The 16225-nt window shown below is 62.7% G+C and carries 14 protein-coding genes; 7 read left to right on the forward strand and 7 right to left on the reverse strand.

Annotation, left to right across the window (positions count from 1 at the left end; all coding sequences use genetic code 11):
- Window positions 1-24 precede the first annotated feature (24 nt).
- Window positions 25-1320: an HlyD family type I secretion periplasmic adaptor subunit gene (locus PAA8504_RS16445; RefSeq protein WP_108895293.1), complete on the forward strand. Its 1296-nt coding sequence runs from the start codon at window positions 25-27 to the stop codon at window positions 1318-1320.
- A 3-nt stretch (window positions 1321-1323) separates the two neighbouring features.
- On the opposite strand, the gene PAA8504_RS16450 is transcribed toward PAA8504_RS16445, so the two are convergent.
- From PAA8504_RS16450 to PAA8504_RS16460, 3 genes are all read right to left on the reverse strand, one after another.
- Entirely contained in the window at window positions 1324-3042 is a 1719-nt protein-coding gene (locus tag PAA8504_RS16450) for a hypothetical protein (protein WP_108895294.1), read from the reverse strand.
- 55 nt (window positions 3043-3097) lie between these two features.
- Entirely contained in the window at window positions 3098-3403 is a 306-nt protein-coding gene (locus PAA8504_RS16455; RefSeq protein ID WP_108895295.1) for a helix-turn-helix domain-containing protein, read from the reverse strand.
- A 299-nt stretch (window positions 3404-3702) separates the two neighbouring features.
- The gene (locus PAA8504_RS16460; RefSeq protein WP_108895296.1) at window positions 3703-4941 is read right to left on the reverse strand and encodes a GAF domain-containing sensor histidine kinase; all 1239 of its coding nucleotides are present in this window, start codon (window positions 4939-4941) and stop codon (window positions 3703-3705) included.
- Window positions 4942-5249: 308 nt separating this feature from the next.
- Between PAA8504_RS16460 and PAA8504_RS21850 the strand changes: the two genes are divergently transcribed.
- A complete protein-coding gene (locus PAA8504_RS21850) occupies window positions 5250-5456 on the forward strand; it encodes a hypothetical protein (protein WP_146190513.1) in 207 nt (68 codons plus the stop codon).
- Here the strand turns inward: PAA8504_RS21850 and PAA8504_RS16465 are convergent.
- Window positions 5422-6747 (reverse strand): FAD-binding oxidoreductase, encoded by a 1326-nt coding sequence (locus tag PAA8504_RS16465; RefSeq protein WP_108895297.1) that lies wholly within the window; start codon window positions 6745-6747, stop codon window positions 5422-5424. The genes PAA8504_RS21850 and PAA8504_RS16465 overlap by 35 nt on opposite strands.
- A gap of 59 nt (window positions 6748-6806) precedes the next feature.
- Window positions 6807-7700, reverse strand: coding sequence for a UbiA family prenyltransferase (locus tag PAA8504_RS16470; RefSeq protein WP_245897670.1), 894 nt, complete (start codon window positions 7698-7700; stop codon window positions 6807-6809).
- A 207-nt stretch (window positions 7701-7907) separates the two neighbouring features.
- Here PAA8504_RS16470 and gmd point away from each other — a divergent pair, with 207 nt between their 5' ends.
- The 3 genes from gmd to PAA8504_RS16485 are packed head-to-tail and all read left to right on the forward strand — an operon-like array spanning window position 7908 to window position 11321.
- Window positions 7908-8882, forward strand: coding sequence for a GDP-mannose 4,6-dehydratase (gene gmd, locus PAA8504_RS16475; RefSeq protein ID WP_108895299.1), 975 nt, complete (start codon window positions 7908-7910; stop codon window positions 8880-8882).
- 6 nt (window positions 8883-8888) lie between these two features.
- Window positions 8889-9833, forward strand: coding sequence for an NAD-dependent epimerase/dehydratase family protein (locus tag PAA8504_RS16480; protein WP_108895300.1), 945 nt, complete (start codon window positions 8889-8891; stop codon window positions 9831-9833).
- Between the two features lie 42 nt (window positions 9834-9875).
- Window positions 9876-11321: a glycosyltransferase family 4 protein gene (locus PAA8504_RS16485; protein ID WP_108895301.1), complete on the forward strand. Its 1446-nt coding sequence runs from the start codon at window positions 9876-9878 to the stop codon at window positions 11319-11321.
- A gap of 136 nt (window positions 11322-11457) precedes the next feature.
- Here PAA8504_RS16485 and PAA8504_RS16490 read toward each other — a convergent pair whose 3' ends face one another.
- Window positions 11458-12060, reverse strand: coding sequence for a helix-turn-helix transcriptional regulator (locus PAA8504_RS16490; protein ID WP_108895302.1), 603 nt, complete (start codon window positions 12058-12060; stop codon window positions 11458-11460).
- A 224-nt stretch (window positions 12061-12284) separates the two neighbouring features.
- On the opposite strand from PAA8504_RS16490, the gene PAA8504_RS16495 reads away from it, so the two are divergent.
- On the forward strand, window positions 12285-14093 hold the full coding sequence (locus tag PAA8504_RS16495) for an ABC transporter ATP-binding protein (protein WP_108895303.1): 1809 nt from the start codon (window positions 12285-12287) through the stop codon (window positions 14091-14093).
- A gap of 126 nt (window positions 14094-14219) precedes the next feature.
- Window positions 14220-15521, forward strand: a complete 1302-nt coding sequence (locus PAA8504_RS16500) for a glycosyltransferase family 4 protein (protein ID WP_108895304.1) — start codon at window positions 14220-14222, stop codon at window positions 15519-15521.
- Between the two features lie 181 nt (window positions 15522-15702).
- Here the strand turns inward: PAA8504_RS16500 and PAA8504_RS21855 are convergent, their stop codons facing one another.
- Entirely contained in the window at window positions 15703-15969 is a 267-nt protein-coding gene (locus PAA8504_RS21855) for a hypothetical protein (protein ID WP_146190514.1), read from the reverse strand.
- Window positions 15970-16225 lie beyond the last annotated feature (256 nt).

A 16225-nucleotide genomic window follows, 5' to 3' on the forward strand; every position in this document is an offset into this window, starting at 1 on the left:
ACGCGAGCGAGTAGGTTTTTTAACATGGCAAAGAACATGTCGACCCGGCCCATCATGATCCTGGGCTTCACGATCATCTTTCTCACCTTCGGCGGGATCGGGGGATGGGCCACGGTGGCGAAGATCGACAGCGCCGTCGTGGCGCCCGGCAGTATTGCCCTCGATGGCAACCGGAAGGTCATCCAGCATTTCGAAGGGGGTATCGTCGAGGACATTCTCGTCGACGAGGCGGATACGGTCGAGCAGGGACAAGTGCTTCTGCGGCTTAGCGATGTCGAGTCCCGCTCCAATCTCGGGGTTCTATCGAACCGGATCGCCGTCGCCGAAATCGTCGAAGCCCGCCTTCTGGCCGAGCGTGACATGCACGACGCGATCACCTATCCCGAGGCCTATGTGGGCGAGGATTTGCGGCCCGACCTGGCTGCGATCGTGGCAGATCAGAACGGCCTTTTCGAGGATCGCCGCTCCATCCTGCGCTCCCAAGTCGACATCCTCAACAGCCGGGTAGGCCAGACCCGCGAGCAGATCCAAGGGCTGACCCAGCAGAAGACGGCCCTCGAAAAGCGGACCGCGAATTTCACCGAAATGCTGGAGCGGATGCGGGGCGGCAACGAACGCGGTCTCGTGGAGACGAACCTTCTGAGCCAGAGGGAGGACGAGCTGATCCAGATCGAGGCCAATCTCGGCAAGGTGATTTCCGAGATCGCCCAGGCCAAGAACGTGATCAGCGAAACCGAGATGCAGGCCCTGCAGGTCGAACAGGAATACCGCGAGCGCGCCAGCAACGAGCTTGAGACGGTCCGCGCGGAGTTGACCGAACTCCTCGAGCGGGAAAAGGTGGCCAGAGACGTCCTGCAGCGTACGGAAATTCGCTCACCCGGCGACGGGTCGATCCAGAACCTGAAAGTCCACACTGTCGGTTCCGTCGTCCGGCCCGGGGACGATTTGATGGAGCTCGTCCCGGAAAACGAGAAGCTCGTGATCAATGCCAAGGTCTCTCCGACCGATATCGACAACATCTCCCCAGGGCTGTCGACCGAGATCCGGCTGGCGGCTTTCAAGGCGCGTCTGATGCCGATGATCCTGGGTGAAGTCGCTTCGGTCTCGAATGACGTGATCACGCCTGAAAGCCCGGACGAACAGCCCTACTACCTGGCGCGGATTGCCGTCGAGGAAGTGGATATCCCTGACGAGCTTGCGGGACGCCTGGTGGCCGGCATGCCAGCCGATGTCGTGATCATCACCGGGGAGCGCCGGGTCGTGGATTACTTCACCTCGCCCTTGCTCGACGCGGTCCGCAAGAGCCTGATCGAGGAATAGGGCTCAGCCGAGCCCCGCGTCGAGATCGGCGAATGTGGATTGCAATCCGGTGATCATGACCTTCGATCCGTCGTCCATCTCGTAGGTCATCGACATGGTCTCGGCGAGCGGGGCGTATTGCGCCTCAGCCTCGACCACCCATAGCCACGCCCCGCTGTCGGCAATCTCGAGATCCACGTCCTGTTCGAGCAGGGTATGGATGGTCGTCTTGGCAGCACCGTTTGTCATGTCCGCGAAGACCTGGCTCACTTCGGCGGAAACATCCGGATGACCCGTCCCCGGTATCGCCCCGTACTCCTTGCCGGCATCGCTCTTCAGCAGGCCGAACTTCTCGAGCAGGTCTTCCGTGACCTCGAAGGAGGCGTAGTACACGGTCTTTCCCAGGGTGAAGGTGCTCAAGTCGAGTGACGAGGTATATGTCGAAAAAACCGAAGCCGCCGGCTTGGCCGATGTCATCTCGATGAAGGGCCCCCCTGCTCCGCCATTCTGAGCCGGACCGGCAACCTGCGGTGCCGCACTGGAGGCATTTACCGCCTGGGGCGCGGGATCAGCAGGCGCCGCGGCCCCGACCGCCTTGCGTACGAAGCTCGATCCTTCCCGCGACAGCCCCATATCTTCCGGGGCCGAAGCATGCCAAGGCGGGTTTGCCGCATTTGGAAGAACCACATCCGAGGCCGGGGGAAGCTGGGAGGGAGCGGCGGATTGCCCGATATTCCCGGGCAGGGGCATGTCAGCATTTGCCGTATTCCCCGCCTCCCGGGGGTCGGAATTTTCCGGATGCCGGGAAATATCGATCAGGATATCGATCGGATCGATGCGGGCGACATCATCCCGCGTATCGGGAAGGCCGGTGCCGCTGGGGGAGGATGTCCCGGGGGTGGCCAGCGCCTCGAGCTGCAGAAAAACCTGCTCGAGCGGCGTGTCCTGAAGCAGTCCCAGGCCGCGATCGGACAGAACGCCGATGCCGATGGCGACGGCCGAAAGGCCCGTTGCATATCCGTTGAGCGAGATATGCCAAGGATCGCGTAGCGAAAACGTGCTTTGGGGAGACACCCACCCGGCGGCATCATCGGGACCGGGGGTGCTGTCCGAAACGTCTTCCGCCGGCTGAACCCGGGCTGCGCGCGGCATAACAACATCATCGGTCGCGCCGGTATCCTCTGGATGCGCGCCCGCGCTGAGCGGAAGCGCGACCAGATCCTCGGCGCCCAGGACAAGCGACCAGACCAATGCGGCCAGCATGGCCGCGGGATGCAGCGAGATCTGTCCGCCACCGGCTCTCAGAGAGACGACATTGCCATGCCGCTCGTGCCCATCAGTCCGGGCACCCATGATCTTCCGCGTGTAATCGGCAACAAGCGCGCGAAAATCGGCGCCGCGAATCGCCGTCTCCAAGCTTGGGCTGTCGAGGTAGTAGATCGCGTCGATCCGGCAGAAATGGATGAAGACCTCGCCATCTGGCCGCATGAAGATGAACCACGGATCACCTTCGTCGCTCGTGCCGCGCTCCGTTTCGGTCGCGATATCCGCCTGTTCCAGGAGATACTTGACCCGGTAGAGATCGGCCAGCTCCTGGTTGGTCCAGTCCTGGTCGGGAAGCCGGGGAGCGAGATGGATATCCGCGCAGTCGTTGTCGAAATCCAAGATCTCCCCGTCACTGACGAACGAGAGATCGTCAGCAGGTTCGTGTCGCGCGTGAGGGAACGTTACGATCGTACCCATGCCATCAGGCCCCGATATCAGGTCATGTGCGCCGGGGACGAAGACGTGATCCCGATCACGCGGCGTCGTCCCCGAAGAGGATCTCGTATGTCCCTGGCTCGTAATGGCTCAGAAGCGTTTTCACAAAGGCGCGCGGCTCCTGCCCGAGTGCCTCGGCCCATTCCGCATAGCGGTGGACCGGAATACGCCCGCGCCCGTTCTCGAGTTGCGAGATGAACGTGTAATAGTCAAGCGACAGCCGATCGGCGAGTTCACGCTGCGACAGGCCTGCGTCTTCCCGCACCTGCTTCAACCACAGACCCAGGGTGAGTCGGTGTTCACGCGTCTCTTCGGGATTTCTTTTCAGCGTATCGACAAGCATGCGGGTCCAACCGAGGTTCTGGTGTCCATCCATAACATAGGACTACGTCAAGAAGTATAGCAGTAACTGGGTCGCAGGTATGCGAAAATCGCCCCAGGTGACGCTGCGAAAACCATGATGGCTCCCGACATGCATCCGTACGGCGAAGGGCAGCGCGCTGAATGGACGCTGTCTGCTTGCGCCGCATGATCCTGTTGTCGCGACGACGATCATGCGATCGGCCTACGGGATGCGACCGTCTTCTCTCGTCACGCGCCCGAAAACCGGGCCTCCAGAGGATGAGGGCCAGATTGGGCCTGTCAATTTTTCTCCGGCAGGACGGGCAGTTTGAACGTGAAGGACGTGGTTCCGTCCCCGCACGTGACCTCGATGCGACCGCCATGCGCAACGGCAATGGACGAGGCAATATGCAGACCAAGGCCGAGGCCTTCGCCTTCTTGTGTCCCCCTCCAAAAGGGCTGAAACAGTCGACGGCGCAGGTCGTCGGCAATGGCCTCCCCTCGGTTGGTTACAGAAATCGCGACCTCGCGGTCTCCTGTCGCGCCCTGAACCCCGATCGGGGCGCCCGGTGTGCCGTGACGGACAGCATTCGAGATCAGGTTCGAAACCGCCTGTGCCACGCGCGCCGCGTCGCAGTTGATGGGCCGGTCAAAAGACAAATCCAAACGTATCTCGTGCCCGGGGGATGCGGCCCTGATCTCGCCGACAACCTGCGTTATGGCAACGGCCAGGGGCGCATCGGGCGCTGCATTGACACGAATCCCGCCGCCCAGGCGCGCCTTGGCGTGCAGCATCATATTGTCGATGAGCTCGTGCATGCGATGCACCGAAGATCGCATGAGCGGCAGCATCTTCTGTGCCCGGTCGTTCAGCGGCTGTCTGGCCAGCTGTCGAAGCCCGGCTTCCAGAGCTGCCACTGGATTGCGCAGGTCGTGTCCGAGAACGGCGATGAACTGCTCCTGGGTGCGCGCCAGGTCCCGTTCATGCGCGACGAGCTGTTCTTGCGCTTCCAGCCGCTCCTCGGTTTCAAGACCCCGCCCTATGACGTCGGCGAACATCTCCAGCATCGCGACGACCCTGGGATGCTTGAGGCCACGTGGTTCGGTGTCGATCGCGCAAAGCGTGCCGAAGAAGCTGCCATCGCTGCGACGGATCGGAATGGAGGCATAGCTGACGATGCCGAACTTGGTCGCGATCGGATGGTTGCGATAGATATCGTCGGTTGCCACGTCATCGAACAGGACCTTCCGGGAGGTTTCCCGGACCGATTGACAGAAGGTCGACTCGATCTCGATCTCGTCGCCCTCCAACAAGCCGAAATCGATCTCGTCCACGGTCCGGCAGGCAACCCATCTATCGGCCGTGACCCGGGCAACGGCAGCAAAGCGGGTATCCGTGGCGAGCATGACGGTTTCGAGGATGGTGCGGACGAGATCACTGTTGGCCAGCATCTCGATATCGGCCTGAAAGTCATGCGCCCGGGCCTGGAACGCTGCATGGTCCTGGATGAGACCGCGTCGAAGACCCTCGTTCTGCATGTTCAGCCCTTGTCAGATCATATGCCGCATTTCGCTCGACTTAGAATGAGCGCGAATATCTCAAAATACACGAGGATCACTGGAATGCACTGCGGGGCCTCACGGACTACGTCCTAAAACGTACGCCCGGGCAAAGCCTCTGCCCGCGACGCTCCATAGACGAAAGTCCCCTTCCACCCGGCATACTTGGTGCTACTGACCTGTCACTCAAGGCTGGTTGGGAACCGTCTGCTCCAGGGCTTCTCGACAGGGCAGAAATTGTCCTTGGTGAAAATATACAAACTCTCAGCACATATAGAGGCTGTTTCTTGTTCCTCGAAGACCCCAAGCGTCCAAGCACGCTGCCTTCGCACGATTTCATGGCGGCCTTTCCTTATGCGCACGTCGCCTACACGCTCGACATGGCGGTGATCGATCTCAACTGGCGGCACGGTCAGATGACGGGCGGACCACGCGAAGCGGCGGTGAGGCGCAATCCATTCAAAGAGATAGTCTGTCAGACTGGGCCGATTTGAATCTTTCCGCCCATCCCTGCTCTGCCCGGAGGGTGCGCATTTCGCCCCCCCTCGGATCGGTACGATGGAACGTCTCTGCGTCGAGACGGGCATCCTTGGCGAGGTAGAACCGCCCCTTGTGGGTCGAAGCAATCGCTTCGAGATGTTTCATGAGATCGCCGATCCCCTTCGAGACCGGAAAATCGAGCGCCAGCGTGTAGCCCGCCATCGGAAAGGAAAACCGGCTTTCCTGAGCGCCAAGCTTCTTCAGGACCGCCAGAAAGGATCCAGCGCCCGAAGCTGACACGGCTCGAAGCAAGTCGGCCAGACCAGCTTCGGCCCGGTGAAGCGGCAGGACGCACTGGAACTGCACAAAGCCCCGCCGCCCGTAGATCCGGTTCCATCCCAGGATGGCGTCGAGCGGGTAAAAATAGTTGTCCCACCCGACGAGCCGGGATGTACGCTGCCGCTGGCCGGCCCGGTAGTAGACCGCGTTGAAGGCCCCCACGCTGTAGCGGTTGAGCGTCGCTCCGGGCAAATCGACGGGGACCGACAGGCGCCGCCGCGGGGGGACGTGGTAGGGATACTCGCGTTGCCATGGGTCCAGCTCGGCCAGGCTTGCGTGCTCTCCCAGCTGCAGCAGGGACCTGCCCAAGGATTTGCCGCGGGCCAGGCAATCGATCCAGGCCGCGCTGTAGTGTGACGCGTCCGCGGCCTCGAACGCCGCCATGGTCTCATCGAGCGAGGCGGTCGCGACCGTGGTCTGGCGTATCCAGGCGCTTTCCACGGGGCGCAGACGGATCGCGGCGCGCAGGATGATCCCGGTCAGGCCCATGCCGCCCAGGGTCCATTCGAAAAGATCGCGGTTCCGGTCGCGGCTGCAGACCCGAATGTGTCCGTCGGATCCCAGCACGTCGATCCAGTCCACGAACGCGCCGAAACTGCCGTCCCTATGGTGGTTCTTGCCGTGGACATCGGCCGCGATCATACCGCCAAGGGTGACGTATTTCGTGCCCGGCGTGACGGCCGGAAACCAGCCTTTTGGAAGGAAGGTCTCGAGGATGTCGCAAAGACGGACACCCGCTTCGGCGACCAGTTGCCCCCGGTCGGGATCAAAGGACAGCATGCGATTGAAATGGCGCATGTCCACGGTCGCGGGCCGGCCTATTGCGCTGTCGCCATAGGCGCGGCCGTTGCCCCGGGCAATGACGGATGGTTGGCCGCGCAGGATTCCTTGCAAAGCATCGAGATCGCGAGGGGCATAAAGCTCTGTCTCGAGGACGGGATACCGCCCCCATCCGGAAAGGTTCATGGGCCTGTTCCTACCATGCGGACGCGCTGGATGGCATCGGGACCGCGGGCTGTCGAGATTTAGACATGGGCTGCCGCCAGAACGCAGGCCGCGATCAGCAGCCCGCAGATACGGCTCGCCCCGTCCCGGGCCGCGAAAACGATCGGATCGTCATGCATGAGGCCACGATGCGTGATGAGGACCGTCCGGGTGATCCAGTAGAGAAGGACTGCACATCCTCCCCAGAGCAGTTCGGGCCGGCCATAGAGCCCGGAGACAGCGGCGGATTCGATATAGAGGGCCAGAACGAGCACCGAGACGTAGCCTGCCGCGATCGAGATCATCGAGATGACAGGCAGGTCATGATCGCTGTATCCCCGCCCTGCCGTATTTTTTACCCCGCGCCCGGTGATGTCGACGAGCTCGGCCTGTCGCTTGACGGCAGCCAGAGCCAGAAAGAAGAACAACGAGAACGCGAGCAACCAGGTCGAGGGCGGGATGTCCGTGGCCACCCCGCCCGCGACGATGCGGATCGTGTAAAGCCCCGCCAGGACCACGATGTCGATGACCGCGTATTTCTTGAGGCGTATCGAATAGGCCGTGGTCAGAAGCATGTAAGCCAGGATCATCCCAAAGAAGCCGGGGCCCTGAAGCAGGGCCAGAAGACCTCCCGCCAGGAACAACCCCCCCGCCATCCAGATCCCCCTGGCGACGGGGATCAAACCGGCCGCGAACGGCCGTGTCCGCTTGCGCGGATGCGCCCGGTCGGCGGAAATATCGAGAATGTCGTTCACGACATAGACCCCGGATGCAACGAGACAGAAGGCCGCCAGGGCGAGGGTGGCCTGCCAGAGGATGTCCGCCTCGAACCGATGCCCGCCCAGAACCGGCAGAAAGACCAGCAGGTTCTTGCCCCATTGATGCGGGCGAAGGGCCCTGACATGGGGTCCGGGCCGGAGGCGTGCATCTGTCATTGCGGGCCTTTCTCGAGGTTGCGGAGGAACACGTCTGCAAGGACAGGGACCTTGTCGGGCAAACCGGGCCCCGAGGCCATATCCACCACCCCTGCCGGGCCTGTTGCAATGCATCTGCTGCCCGAGTAGCGATCCCGGGACATATTCACATGGCCTGGCGCGGATCGTCCCTTCGCCGTCCGGGCCCACGAGAAAGGGGTCGCATCCGTGGCAAACCGCACAGCATTGATCACCGGCGTGACGGGCCAGGACGGGGCTTACCTGTCGCAGCTTCTGCTCGACAAGGGATATGACGTCCACGGCCTGATCCGGCGCAGCGCCTCGGCGGATGTCATCGGGGCGCGGCTCGACTGGCTCGGGATCAAGGACCAGATCACCCTCCATGACGGCAACCTGACCGATATCACCTCGCTCATTCGCATCCTGCGTGATGTCCGCCCGGACGAGATCTACAATCTCGGCGCCCAATCCTTCGTGAAATCCTCCTGGCACCAGCCCTTGCTGACCGGCTCCGTCACGGGCATGGGCGCTGCCAATCTTTTGGAAGCGATCCGGCTCGAAGCCCCTGAGGCGCGGTTCTACCAGGCGTCGTCCTCGGAAATGTACGGTCTCATCCAGGAAGAAAAGCAGTCCGAGACGACCCCCTTCTATCCCCGCTCCCCCTACGCCGCGGCCAAGCTCTACGCGCACTGGATGACGGTGAACTACCGCGAAAGCTTTGGCCTGCATGCCTCATCGGGGATCTTGTTCAACCACGAGAGCCCCTTGCGGGGCATCGAGTTCGTAACCCGCAAGATCACCGACGGGGTCGCCCGCATCAAGCTCGGTCTCGAGGACAAGCTCGCCCTCGGCAATCTCGAGGCCAAGCGCGACTGGGGACACGCCCGCGACTACGTGCGCGCGATGTGGGCCATGCTCCAGCAGGACACGCCGGACGATTACGTGGTTGCCACCGGCCGGACCGCATCGGTCCGCGAGTTCTGCGAGCTAGCCTTTGCCCATGCCGGGCTCGAGATGGGGGCCCATATCGAAGTCGATCCGCGCTTCCTGCGCCCGGCCGAGGTCGATGTTCTTCTCGGCAATCCCGCGAAAGCGCGTGAAAAGCTCGGATGGGAGGCGGAGACGACCCTTGAAGGACTGGTGGCCGAGATGGTCGACGCTGATCTCCAGCGATTGTCCTGATCCGTGATGCCTGCCACGCCGCGTATTCTGGTCATCGGGGCCCGGGGCTTCGTCGGACGTCACCTCGTGGCGCTCCTCGAAAAGGAGCACGGACCGGACGCGGTCATAGCGACAGGACGGGACGGTGAAGCCGACCAGCGCCGTCTTGATATCCGCGACACCGACATGACCCGTGTGGCGCTGGAGGAAATCCGGCCGACCCATGTCGTCAATCTCGCCGGCCTGGCCGCGCCGGCCGAAGCGCGGCGTCTCGAGAGCGCCGCCTGGGAACTGCATGTCCATGCGCCGCTCGCCCTGGGGCGTCTGCTCGGCGAGACCTGTCCTGAGGCCTGGCTTTTGCACGTCGGCTCTGGCCTGGCCTACGGGCGGCAGGCGCTGCACGGCGCTCCCGTGCGCGAAACCGAGCCCCTCGAGCCCATGGACCCTTACGGCGCGACCAAGGCGGCCGGCGACATTGCCGTCGGCGCGCTGGCCTCCGAGGGCATCAGGGTCGTGCGCCTCAGACCGTTCAACCATACAGGCCCCGGCCAGAGCGAGGATTTCGCGATCCCTGCCTTCGCCGCGCAGATCGCCCGGATCGAGGCAGGTCAGAGCGCGCCCGTCCTCTCTGTCGGCAATCTCGAGGCCGCGCGCGATTTTCTGCATGTGTCCGACGTGGTCCATGCCTATGCCGCCCTGATCCGCGCCAGCGACAAGCTTGTATCCGGCGACATCTACAACGTCGCCTCCGGCACCCCCCAGGTCATGAGAACGCTTCTCGAACGGTTGCTCACCCTGTCCACGGCCCGGATCGAGATCCGGACCGATCCTGCCCGCCAGCGCGCCAGCGACCTGCCAACGATTGCCGGCGCGGCCACGCGCCTTGAGGAGCGTACAGGATGGAGGCCACGCATCGGGTGCGATGAAATGCTGTCCGATGTCTTGCGCGATTGCAGGTCCCGGACCCGCTGAAAACACCGGACCCGTCGCAAGGGTCCGCGCCTGGAGATCGACATGCCCCAATCCACCCCCCAGAAGAAAATTTTCTTCGATGTCTCCTCGATTCGGGAGTACCTCACGCGGACGACCAGATACTCCGGCATCCAGAGGGTCGTGGCCAATATCCTGTCGGAACTTCTGGCGATTGTCCCCCGGGAGCGGATGTATCTGAGCTACCTCGACCAAAAGACGAACCGCTACGTGGCGATCTCCTGCACGGATATCGAAGCCGATCTGACCGATCCCGAGGACATGCTCGCTCTTCTGCAGCCCGATCTGCCGATGCGCGGCACGGTTCCGGCACTGCGCAAGTACCGCAAGCAACCCTGGAAATACTACTTTCACCTCTACCGCCTGGATCTGGCCGCGATGCGGGGCAAGGACGGCTCGTTGCGTCGCTACGACATGACAATTCCGCAATGGAAGGCACAGCGCCGCGCGAAGGCCGGGAAAGAAATGCCGCATTCCAGGGTATCGACGCAGGATGTCTTCGAGATTGTCACCCCTGGCGACGATCTGATCCTGCTCGATTCAAGCTGGACCGATGCCTTCAAGGCAGTTTTCGCGCAGGCGAAGACCAAGAACATGACCGTCCGGACCCTCGTCTACGATCTCATTCCGATCCTGCATCCCGAAACCACCAACGATACGATGCCGATGATCTTCCACGAGTGGCTCCTGTCGTCGACGGAGTACACGACCTCCTACATGACGATTTCGGAGGCGACGAAACGCGATCTGGAACGGTTCTTCGAGATCTACGACCACACGTTCGAGGTGGACGTCCTGGCCCTGACCCAGGAACGCCTGAAACCTGCGCAGGACCAGGGCCCACGCAAGGGGCCCCTGAGCGCGTCGGTCTCCGAAGATGGCTACCCCCTTCTGGCCCGCGCCGGCATGCTCGACACCCGTCTGCGCTCGGTGGTCTTTCGCCCCTTCGTTCTCGTGGTGGGAACGATCGAGATGCGCAAGAACGTCTGGCGCATCGCCATGGCCTGGAAGAAGCTCGTTGACGAAGGGTATACCGACCTGCCGCAGCTTGTCTTCGCAGGCCGGCTGGGCTGGTGCCGGGAAAATTTCGACGCTCTCCTGGAGGGCACCGGCAACGTCTATGGCTATGTCCATGTCTTCGACGGCCCATCGGATGACGAGCTGACCTTTCTCTACGAGCAGTGCCTCTTCACCATGATGCCCAGCATCTACGAAGGCTGGGGCCTGCCCGTCGGCGAGGCGCTGAGCTACGGCAAGACGGCCATCGTCTCCGACGGCTCCTCGCTGCCGGAGGTGGGCGGCGATCTCGTGGAGTATTGCGACCCCGGCTCCGTCGACAGCATCGCCCAGGCCGTCCGGACCCTTGTCGCCACCCCGGAGCGGCGGTTGGAGCTCGAGCGCAGGATTTCCCAGGCGCACCTGCGCCGCTGGCGGGACGTGGCAGAGGATCTCCTCGAGATCACCGGCTGATCCTGGGCCGCCGGGTCCTATCGTCGATATCGCCGGGCCTGTGATCGGCCTTAGCAGACGTGAGATCGTGACCGGGCAAGAGCGATGCGTCACCGGGTGCAAGGCCAGGGTTCGCGGGCGTGGCGATCCGTGCGTCTCAGATCAGGTTTTCGGCTTTTGCGATCTGTATCGCCTCCGCGGTGGTTTGCACCTTGAGGCATGCGCGGATCGATGTAAGCCGCGCCTTGTATCCCGCTTCCGAGATGCCCAGGCTATACGCGGCCTGCTTTGCCCGGAGCCCATCCGCGGCGCATCTGAGCGCCTCCGACTGCTTCCAGGTGAGAGTTCTGTCAGGCTGGAGCTCCTCGTGGAGGCAAAGAGCTATCTCGCGAACGCAAACGCATTCTTCCTCGGTGAGCTCGCGGTCGGGGCGGGCAACACTGACGATGCTGCGGCAAGTCGCTGGCCCTGCAGAAATCGACACTCCGTATCGGAGCCCGAAGCGGGCGGCCTCGGGCATGATGCCATAGGGATCGGGCAAGGCAGGGTCCGACCATCTCAAAACGTCGTCATGGGCGAAGCACCATCCCAGAACGGGATCGCGCAGGGCATAGTTGTTCTCGTCGTAGCGCTTGATCCAGGCTTCGGGGTACGTTCGAGCCGAGTGAGTGCAGAACAGGCCTCTTACGTGAAGCAAGAGCGAATAGCCGGAAATTCCGAACTCACGAAGCTTCCCGGTGGAATATTCAAGGCAGGCCATTACTGGGTCAGTCCGATATCACGGCTTTTTCGGAAAATTCACCTACGGTTTGCCAGCAAGCCATGCCACCGGCAAGGTCGCGAAGGAGAAACTGAAAATGGGGCGCCTGCCGCCCGGGCAGAACGTGCCTCCTCCTTGGGCACCTCCTCCCCCGGGCGCCTTTCCTCCGTCGCCCCGATCGCTTAGACAGCGCCGGGATCTGGGCAACACGCGGGACGATCCTCATGATGGGCCTGAAACTCGGATCGCTGATCCCCCAAAGCGCGGCGATCCCCCGCCTTCTCAAGGAGGGGCTTCGCCAGCAAGGGCGTCTTTACGCGATCGCAATGGCGGCCATGATCGTTTCGGCTGCGACGTCCGCGGGCGTCGCCTGGGTCATGGAGAAGATCGTCGACGCCCTCTCCCGCCCCGACAGCAGGGCCTATGTTCTGACCGTCGCAACGATGGTCATGGGTATCTTCATCGTGAAGGGCATGGCCACCTACGTCCAGGTGGTGTTCATGAGCCGTGCCGGCAACCGGATCGTCGCCCACCAGCAATCGCAGGTTTTCTCGAAACTGATGCGGCAGGGGCTGTCGTATTTCAACGCGATGGAATCCTCCGAGATCATCATGCGCGTCACTCAAGGGGCCCAGGCCTGCCGGCGGCTCATCGACATCATCGTCGTCTCAGCCGTCCGGGACACGCTGACGCTCCTGGCTTTGCTGGGCGTGATGATCTACCAGCAGCCACTTCTGTCGGCCGTCTCGCTCCTCGTCGGCCCCGTCGCGCTCTACGGCATCCGTCGGATCCTGCGCAAAGTGAAGGAGATCATGGAATCCGAACTCGCGTCCATGTCCGAAATCTACAAGGTCCTGCAAGAAGGCGCGGGCGGCATCCAGGTGGTGAAGATCTTCTCGCTCGAAAATACGATGCGGGACCGTATGGACCGCGCCGTGCGGACCGTGGAGAAACGCGCAAACGCGATCTCGCGCCTCGAAGCGATCACCAGCCCGATGATGGAGACCCTCTCGGGGGTCGTCATCGCCGGCGTGGTGGTCCTGAGCGCCTACAACATCTTCGGCGGCGAACCGACGACAGCGGGACAGCTCATGTCCTTCGTCACCGCCCTTCTCATGGCCTATGAGCCCGCCAAGCGCCTGAGCCGGATGCGGGTCTCGATCGAAGCGAGCCTCGTGGGCGTGCGCATGGTGCTCGACATGCTCGATATGCCCGATACCCAGATCGAGGCCCCGGATGCCGCGCCCCTCGCCCCGGGGCCGGGGGAGGTCGAGATGGCGGGCGTGCGGTTCGGCTATGCCGAGGATACCCCGATCCTGAAGGGGGTGAACCTTGTCTTCCCCGCTGGCCGGATCAGCGCGCTCGTCGGGCCGTCGGGGGGCGGAAAATCGACGCTCATCAACCTCGCGATGCGCATGTTCGACCCCACCGAGGGGACGATCTCGATCGACGGGCAGGACCTGCGGATGGCAACCTTGAGCTCAATCCGGCAAAGGATCTCCTTCGTGGGCCAAACCACCTTCCTGTTTTCCACGACGATCCGTGAAAACATCCGCTGCGCCCGCTTCGATGCGACCGACGAGGAGGTCGTCGAGGCCGCCAAGGCCGCCAACGCGCACGAGTTCATCGAGGCCTTGTCCGAAGGATACGACACACCGGTCGGCGAGAACGGCGCCTTTCTGTCAGGCGGGCAACGTCAACGCCTGGCCATCGCCCGGGCAATCGTCAAACGCAGCGATATCCTGTTCCTCGACGAGGCCACGAGCGCCCTGGATTCCCATTCCGAAGCCCTGATCCAGGACGCGCTCGGCCGGGCCACGCAAGGCAAGACCGTGATCGTCATCGCCCATCGCCTGACCACCATCCTGAATGCCGACCAGGTCTTCTTCATCGAGGCTGGCCAGGTCGCCGAAAGCGGAACGATCGAGACGCTGCTGGCCGGGCCGACCCGTTTCCGCACCCTCTACGATGCCCAGTTCGAGGGGGTTTCGGAGCGAGGGAGCCGTGACCGCCAAGTCCGGTTCAATGCCTGAGACGCCACGCCGGGGCACCGAGGGCAGCATGGCGTCACGGTACGATTTCTGCCGGTACCGGGACAGCAAATCTGCCAAGCATCTTGACCCCGCGGCGCAGAATACACGAAGGACTGCACTGTGAGTATGCGCCCTGATATCGTCTTCGACCTGACCGAAATGCTGCTCGCGACGACCGGCAAGCTCAGGTATTATGGGATCGTCCGTGTCGTGGCCGAGATCGGCCTTGCGCTGGCACGACACGATCCGGCGATCCGGTTTTGCATATATTCAGCCGGTCACCGACGGTTCTTCGAGATCCATCCCGTGCGCGATGCAGACGGCACCGTCTCCTTCGACATCCCCGAAGGCGTGCGCCAACTGCGCATCCGGTCCGTCTTCCACCAGAAGAAGCCGGTGCGGGATGCCCTGGCCGTCCCCTTTCGCGCCATCGCGAATGCCCGCAACCGCCGGGCTTGGGCCAAGGGCGGTGTCGATCTGCCCGAGATCCCCCTCGACGGGAAGACATATGTCAGCTGTGGCAGGCCGAAGTTGATGGTCGAACAGCTCCACGCCATCGCGCACCAGGGCTGGCAGGTGACATTCATTCCGCTTCTGCACGACATGATCCCGCTGCACGACTATTTCGCGCATCGCTCGAAAGCCTTCCCGTCGAACTTCGTGAACGACAATATCTACATTCTGACCCGGGCCAGGGCCGTTCTGACGAATTCCGGGTTCACCAGGGATGAACTTCTCTCCTTCACCGCGAACGGCCAGCTGCCCACTCTGTCCGAAACGGCCGTTCATGCCATTCCGCTGGTTCACGAATGCCCCCGAGGGACGGAAGAGGCAGAGCAGCTTCCCCCGGACAGCCCCTACATCCTGACCGTCGGTGCCACGCTGGGGCGAAAGAATCTCGATACGGTCTTCGACGCCGTGAAAACCCTTCGCAAGGATGGAAAAACCGCGCCGCGGATCGTGGTGGCCGGCGCCCGGCGGCATCGGACCGAAAAGTATCTCGCCTCCAAGGAGATGGACGAGGTCCGCGATCTGGTCGAATTCTACCACTCCCCCAACCAGACCGATCTCGTGGCCCTTTACGAAGGCGCCGTTGCGCTGGTCCTGGGCAGCCGGATGGAGGGCTGGGGCCTGCCCGCGGGAGAAGCGCTCTGGCTCGGTACCCCGGTCATCTGCTCGACCGCCCCCGTCCTGCGTGAGGTAGCCGGCGATCTGGGGCTGTATTTCGATCCCGACCGCCCCGACGAACTTGCCGCGCATATCGCGCATCTGATGGATGACCCCGAGTATGCGAAGGCCCTCAGGGCGCGCATTCGCGCCGGGCATGCGCGCCTGCGGACCTGGGATGACGTCGCCCGGGACATGCTGCACATTCTCGCCGAACCTCGGGAGGAAACACCGTCGGGATCACCGCAGGACATAGACTAGTCGCAGCGTGTTTCGCAGGTCGCATCGGGGCCCCAAGAAAGGATCAGACCTTCCGTGGGGCTCTCGTTTCGGCTCATACGGCATCCAACATGGACCCCCGAAGCACTCCCATAACGCGATCATCGCCAAGGAAGGCTTGCCACAGGTTTTTTGCGGATGCGCCTGGAACCCAGGGATCGCCCTACCAAACGATCAGGATCAAACGCCCCAATACTGCCACCTCGAGGCCAAGAAACAGGACAATCAAGAGGAAGGTATAAAGACGCTCCGTGCGGGTGAAACGCTTCGTTCCAAAACCTTGCCGGGTCATCCCTTTCCGTGCGCCCCTGCGAGTTGAAAGCGCTGTCGTCATACCTCCGCGATGGGCCAAAGCATGCTGCGTCATGTATCTTCTCTCCACATATTTACTAATAAACGATACAATCCACGGTTGGGTTTCTGGCGCCATTTCGGTGTTTCCATGGCGGAATTGGGATGCCCCGCCCCTGCCCCCGAAGGCGCTCGGAGGGGTCAATCTTCGACGCCGATAGGGGGTCAGAATTGGGCGCCGATTGACAGGCAATCGTCCAGATCGCGCCCCTTCTCCGGGCCGAGAACGAGGCGTTGCACCGCCAGATTTCGACGCTTGAAGAGGATCTCGCCAGCATGGGCGCGTTAGTGCAACAGGAGCGAAACGCCGCCTTCGCCGCGCAGAGAGGCAAATC

The sequence above is a fragment of the Palleronia abyssalis genome, from assembly GCF_900302445.1.
Taxonomy (GTDB): domain Bacteria; phylum Pseudomonadota; class Alphaproteobacteria; order Rhodobacterales; family Rhodobacteraceae; genus Palleronia; species Palleronia abyssalis.

What these genes read in the sequence shown, in the direction of transcription:
- PAA8504_RS16445 (WP_108895293.1), top strand. Translation starts at nt 25, where the DNA reads ATGGCAAAGAACATGTCGACCCGGCCCATCATGATCCTGGGCTTCACG.
- PAA8504_RS16450 (WP_108895294.1), bottom strand. Translation starts at nt 3,042, where the DNA reads ATGGGTACGATCGTAACGTTCCCTCACGCGCGACACGAACCTGCTGAC.
- PAA8504_RS16455 (WP_108895295.1), bottom strand. Translation starts at nt 3,403, where the DNA reads ATGCTTGTCGATACGCTGAAAAGAAATCCCGAAGAGACGCGTGAACAC.
- PAA8504_RS16460 (WP_108895296.1), bottom strand. Translation starts at nt 4,941, where the DNA reads ATGCAGAACGAGGGTCTTCGACGCGGTCTCATCCAGGACCATGCAGCG.
- PAA8504_RS16465 (WP_108895297.1), bottom strand. Translation starts at nt 6,747, where the DNA reads ATGAACCTTTCCGGATGGGGGCGGTATCCCGTCCTCGAGACAGAGCTT.
- PAA8504_RS16470 (WP_245897670.1), bottom strand. Translation starts at nt 7,700, where the DNA reads ATGACAGATGCACGCCTCCGGCCCGGACCCCATGTCAGGGCCCTTCGC.
- PAA8504_RS16480 (WP_108895300.1), top strand. Translation starts at nt 8,889, where the DNA reads ATGCCTGCCACGCCGCGTATTCTGGTCATCGGGGCCCGGGGCTTCGTC.
- PAA8504_RS16485 (WP_108895301.1), top strand. Translation starts at nt 9,876, where the DNA reads ATGCCCCAATCCACCCCCCAGAAGAAAATTTTCTTCGATGTCTCCTCG.
- PAA8504_RS16490 (WP_108895302.1), bottom strand. Translation starts at nt 12,060, where the DNA reads ATGGCCTGCCTTGAATATTCCACCGGGAAGCTTCGTGAGTTCGGAATT.
- PAA8504_RS16495 (WP_108895303.1), top strand. Translation starts at nt 12,285, where the DNA reads ATGATGGGCCTGAAACTCGGATCGCTGATCCCCCAAAGCGCGGCGATC.
- PAA8504_RS16500 (WP_108895304.1), top strand. Translation starts at nt 14,220, where the DNA reads ATGCGCCCTGATATCGTCTTCGACCTGACCGAAATGCTGCTCGCGACG.
- PAA8504_RS21855 (WP_146190514.1), bottom strand. Translation starts at nt 15,969, where the DNA reads ATGGCGCCAGAAACCCAACCGTGGATTGTATCGTTTATTAGTAAATAT.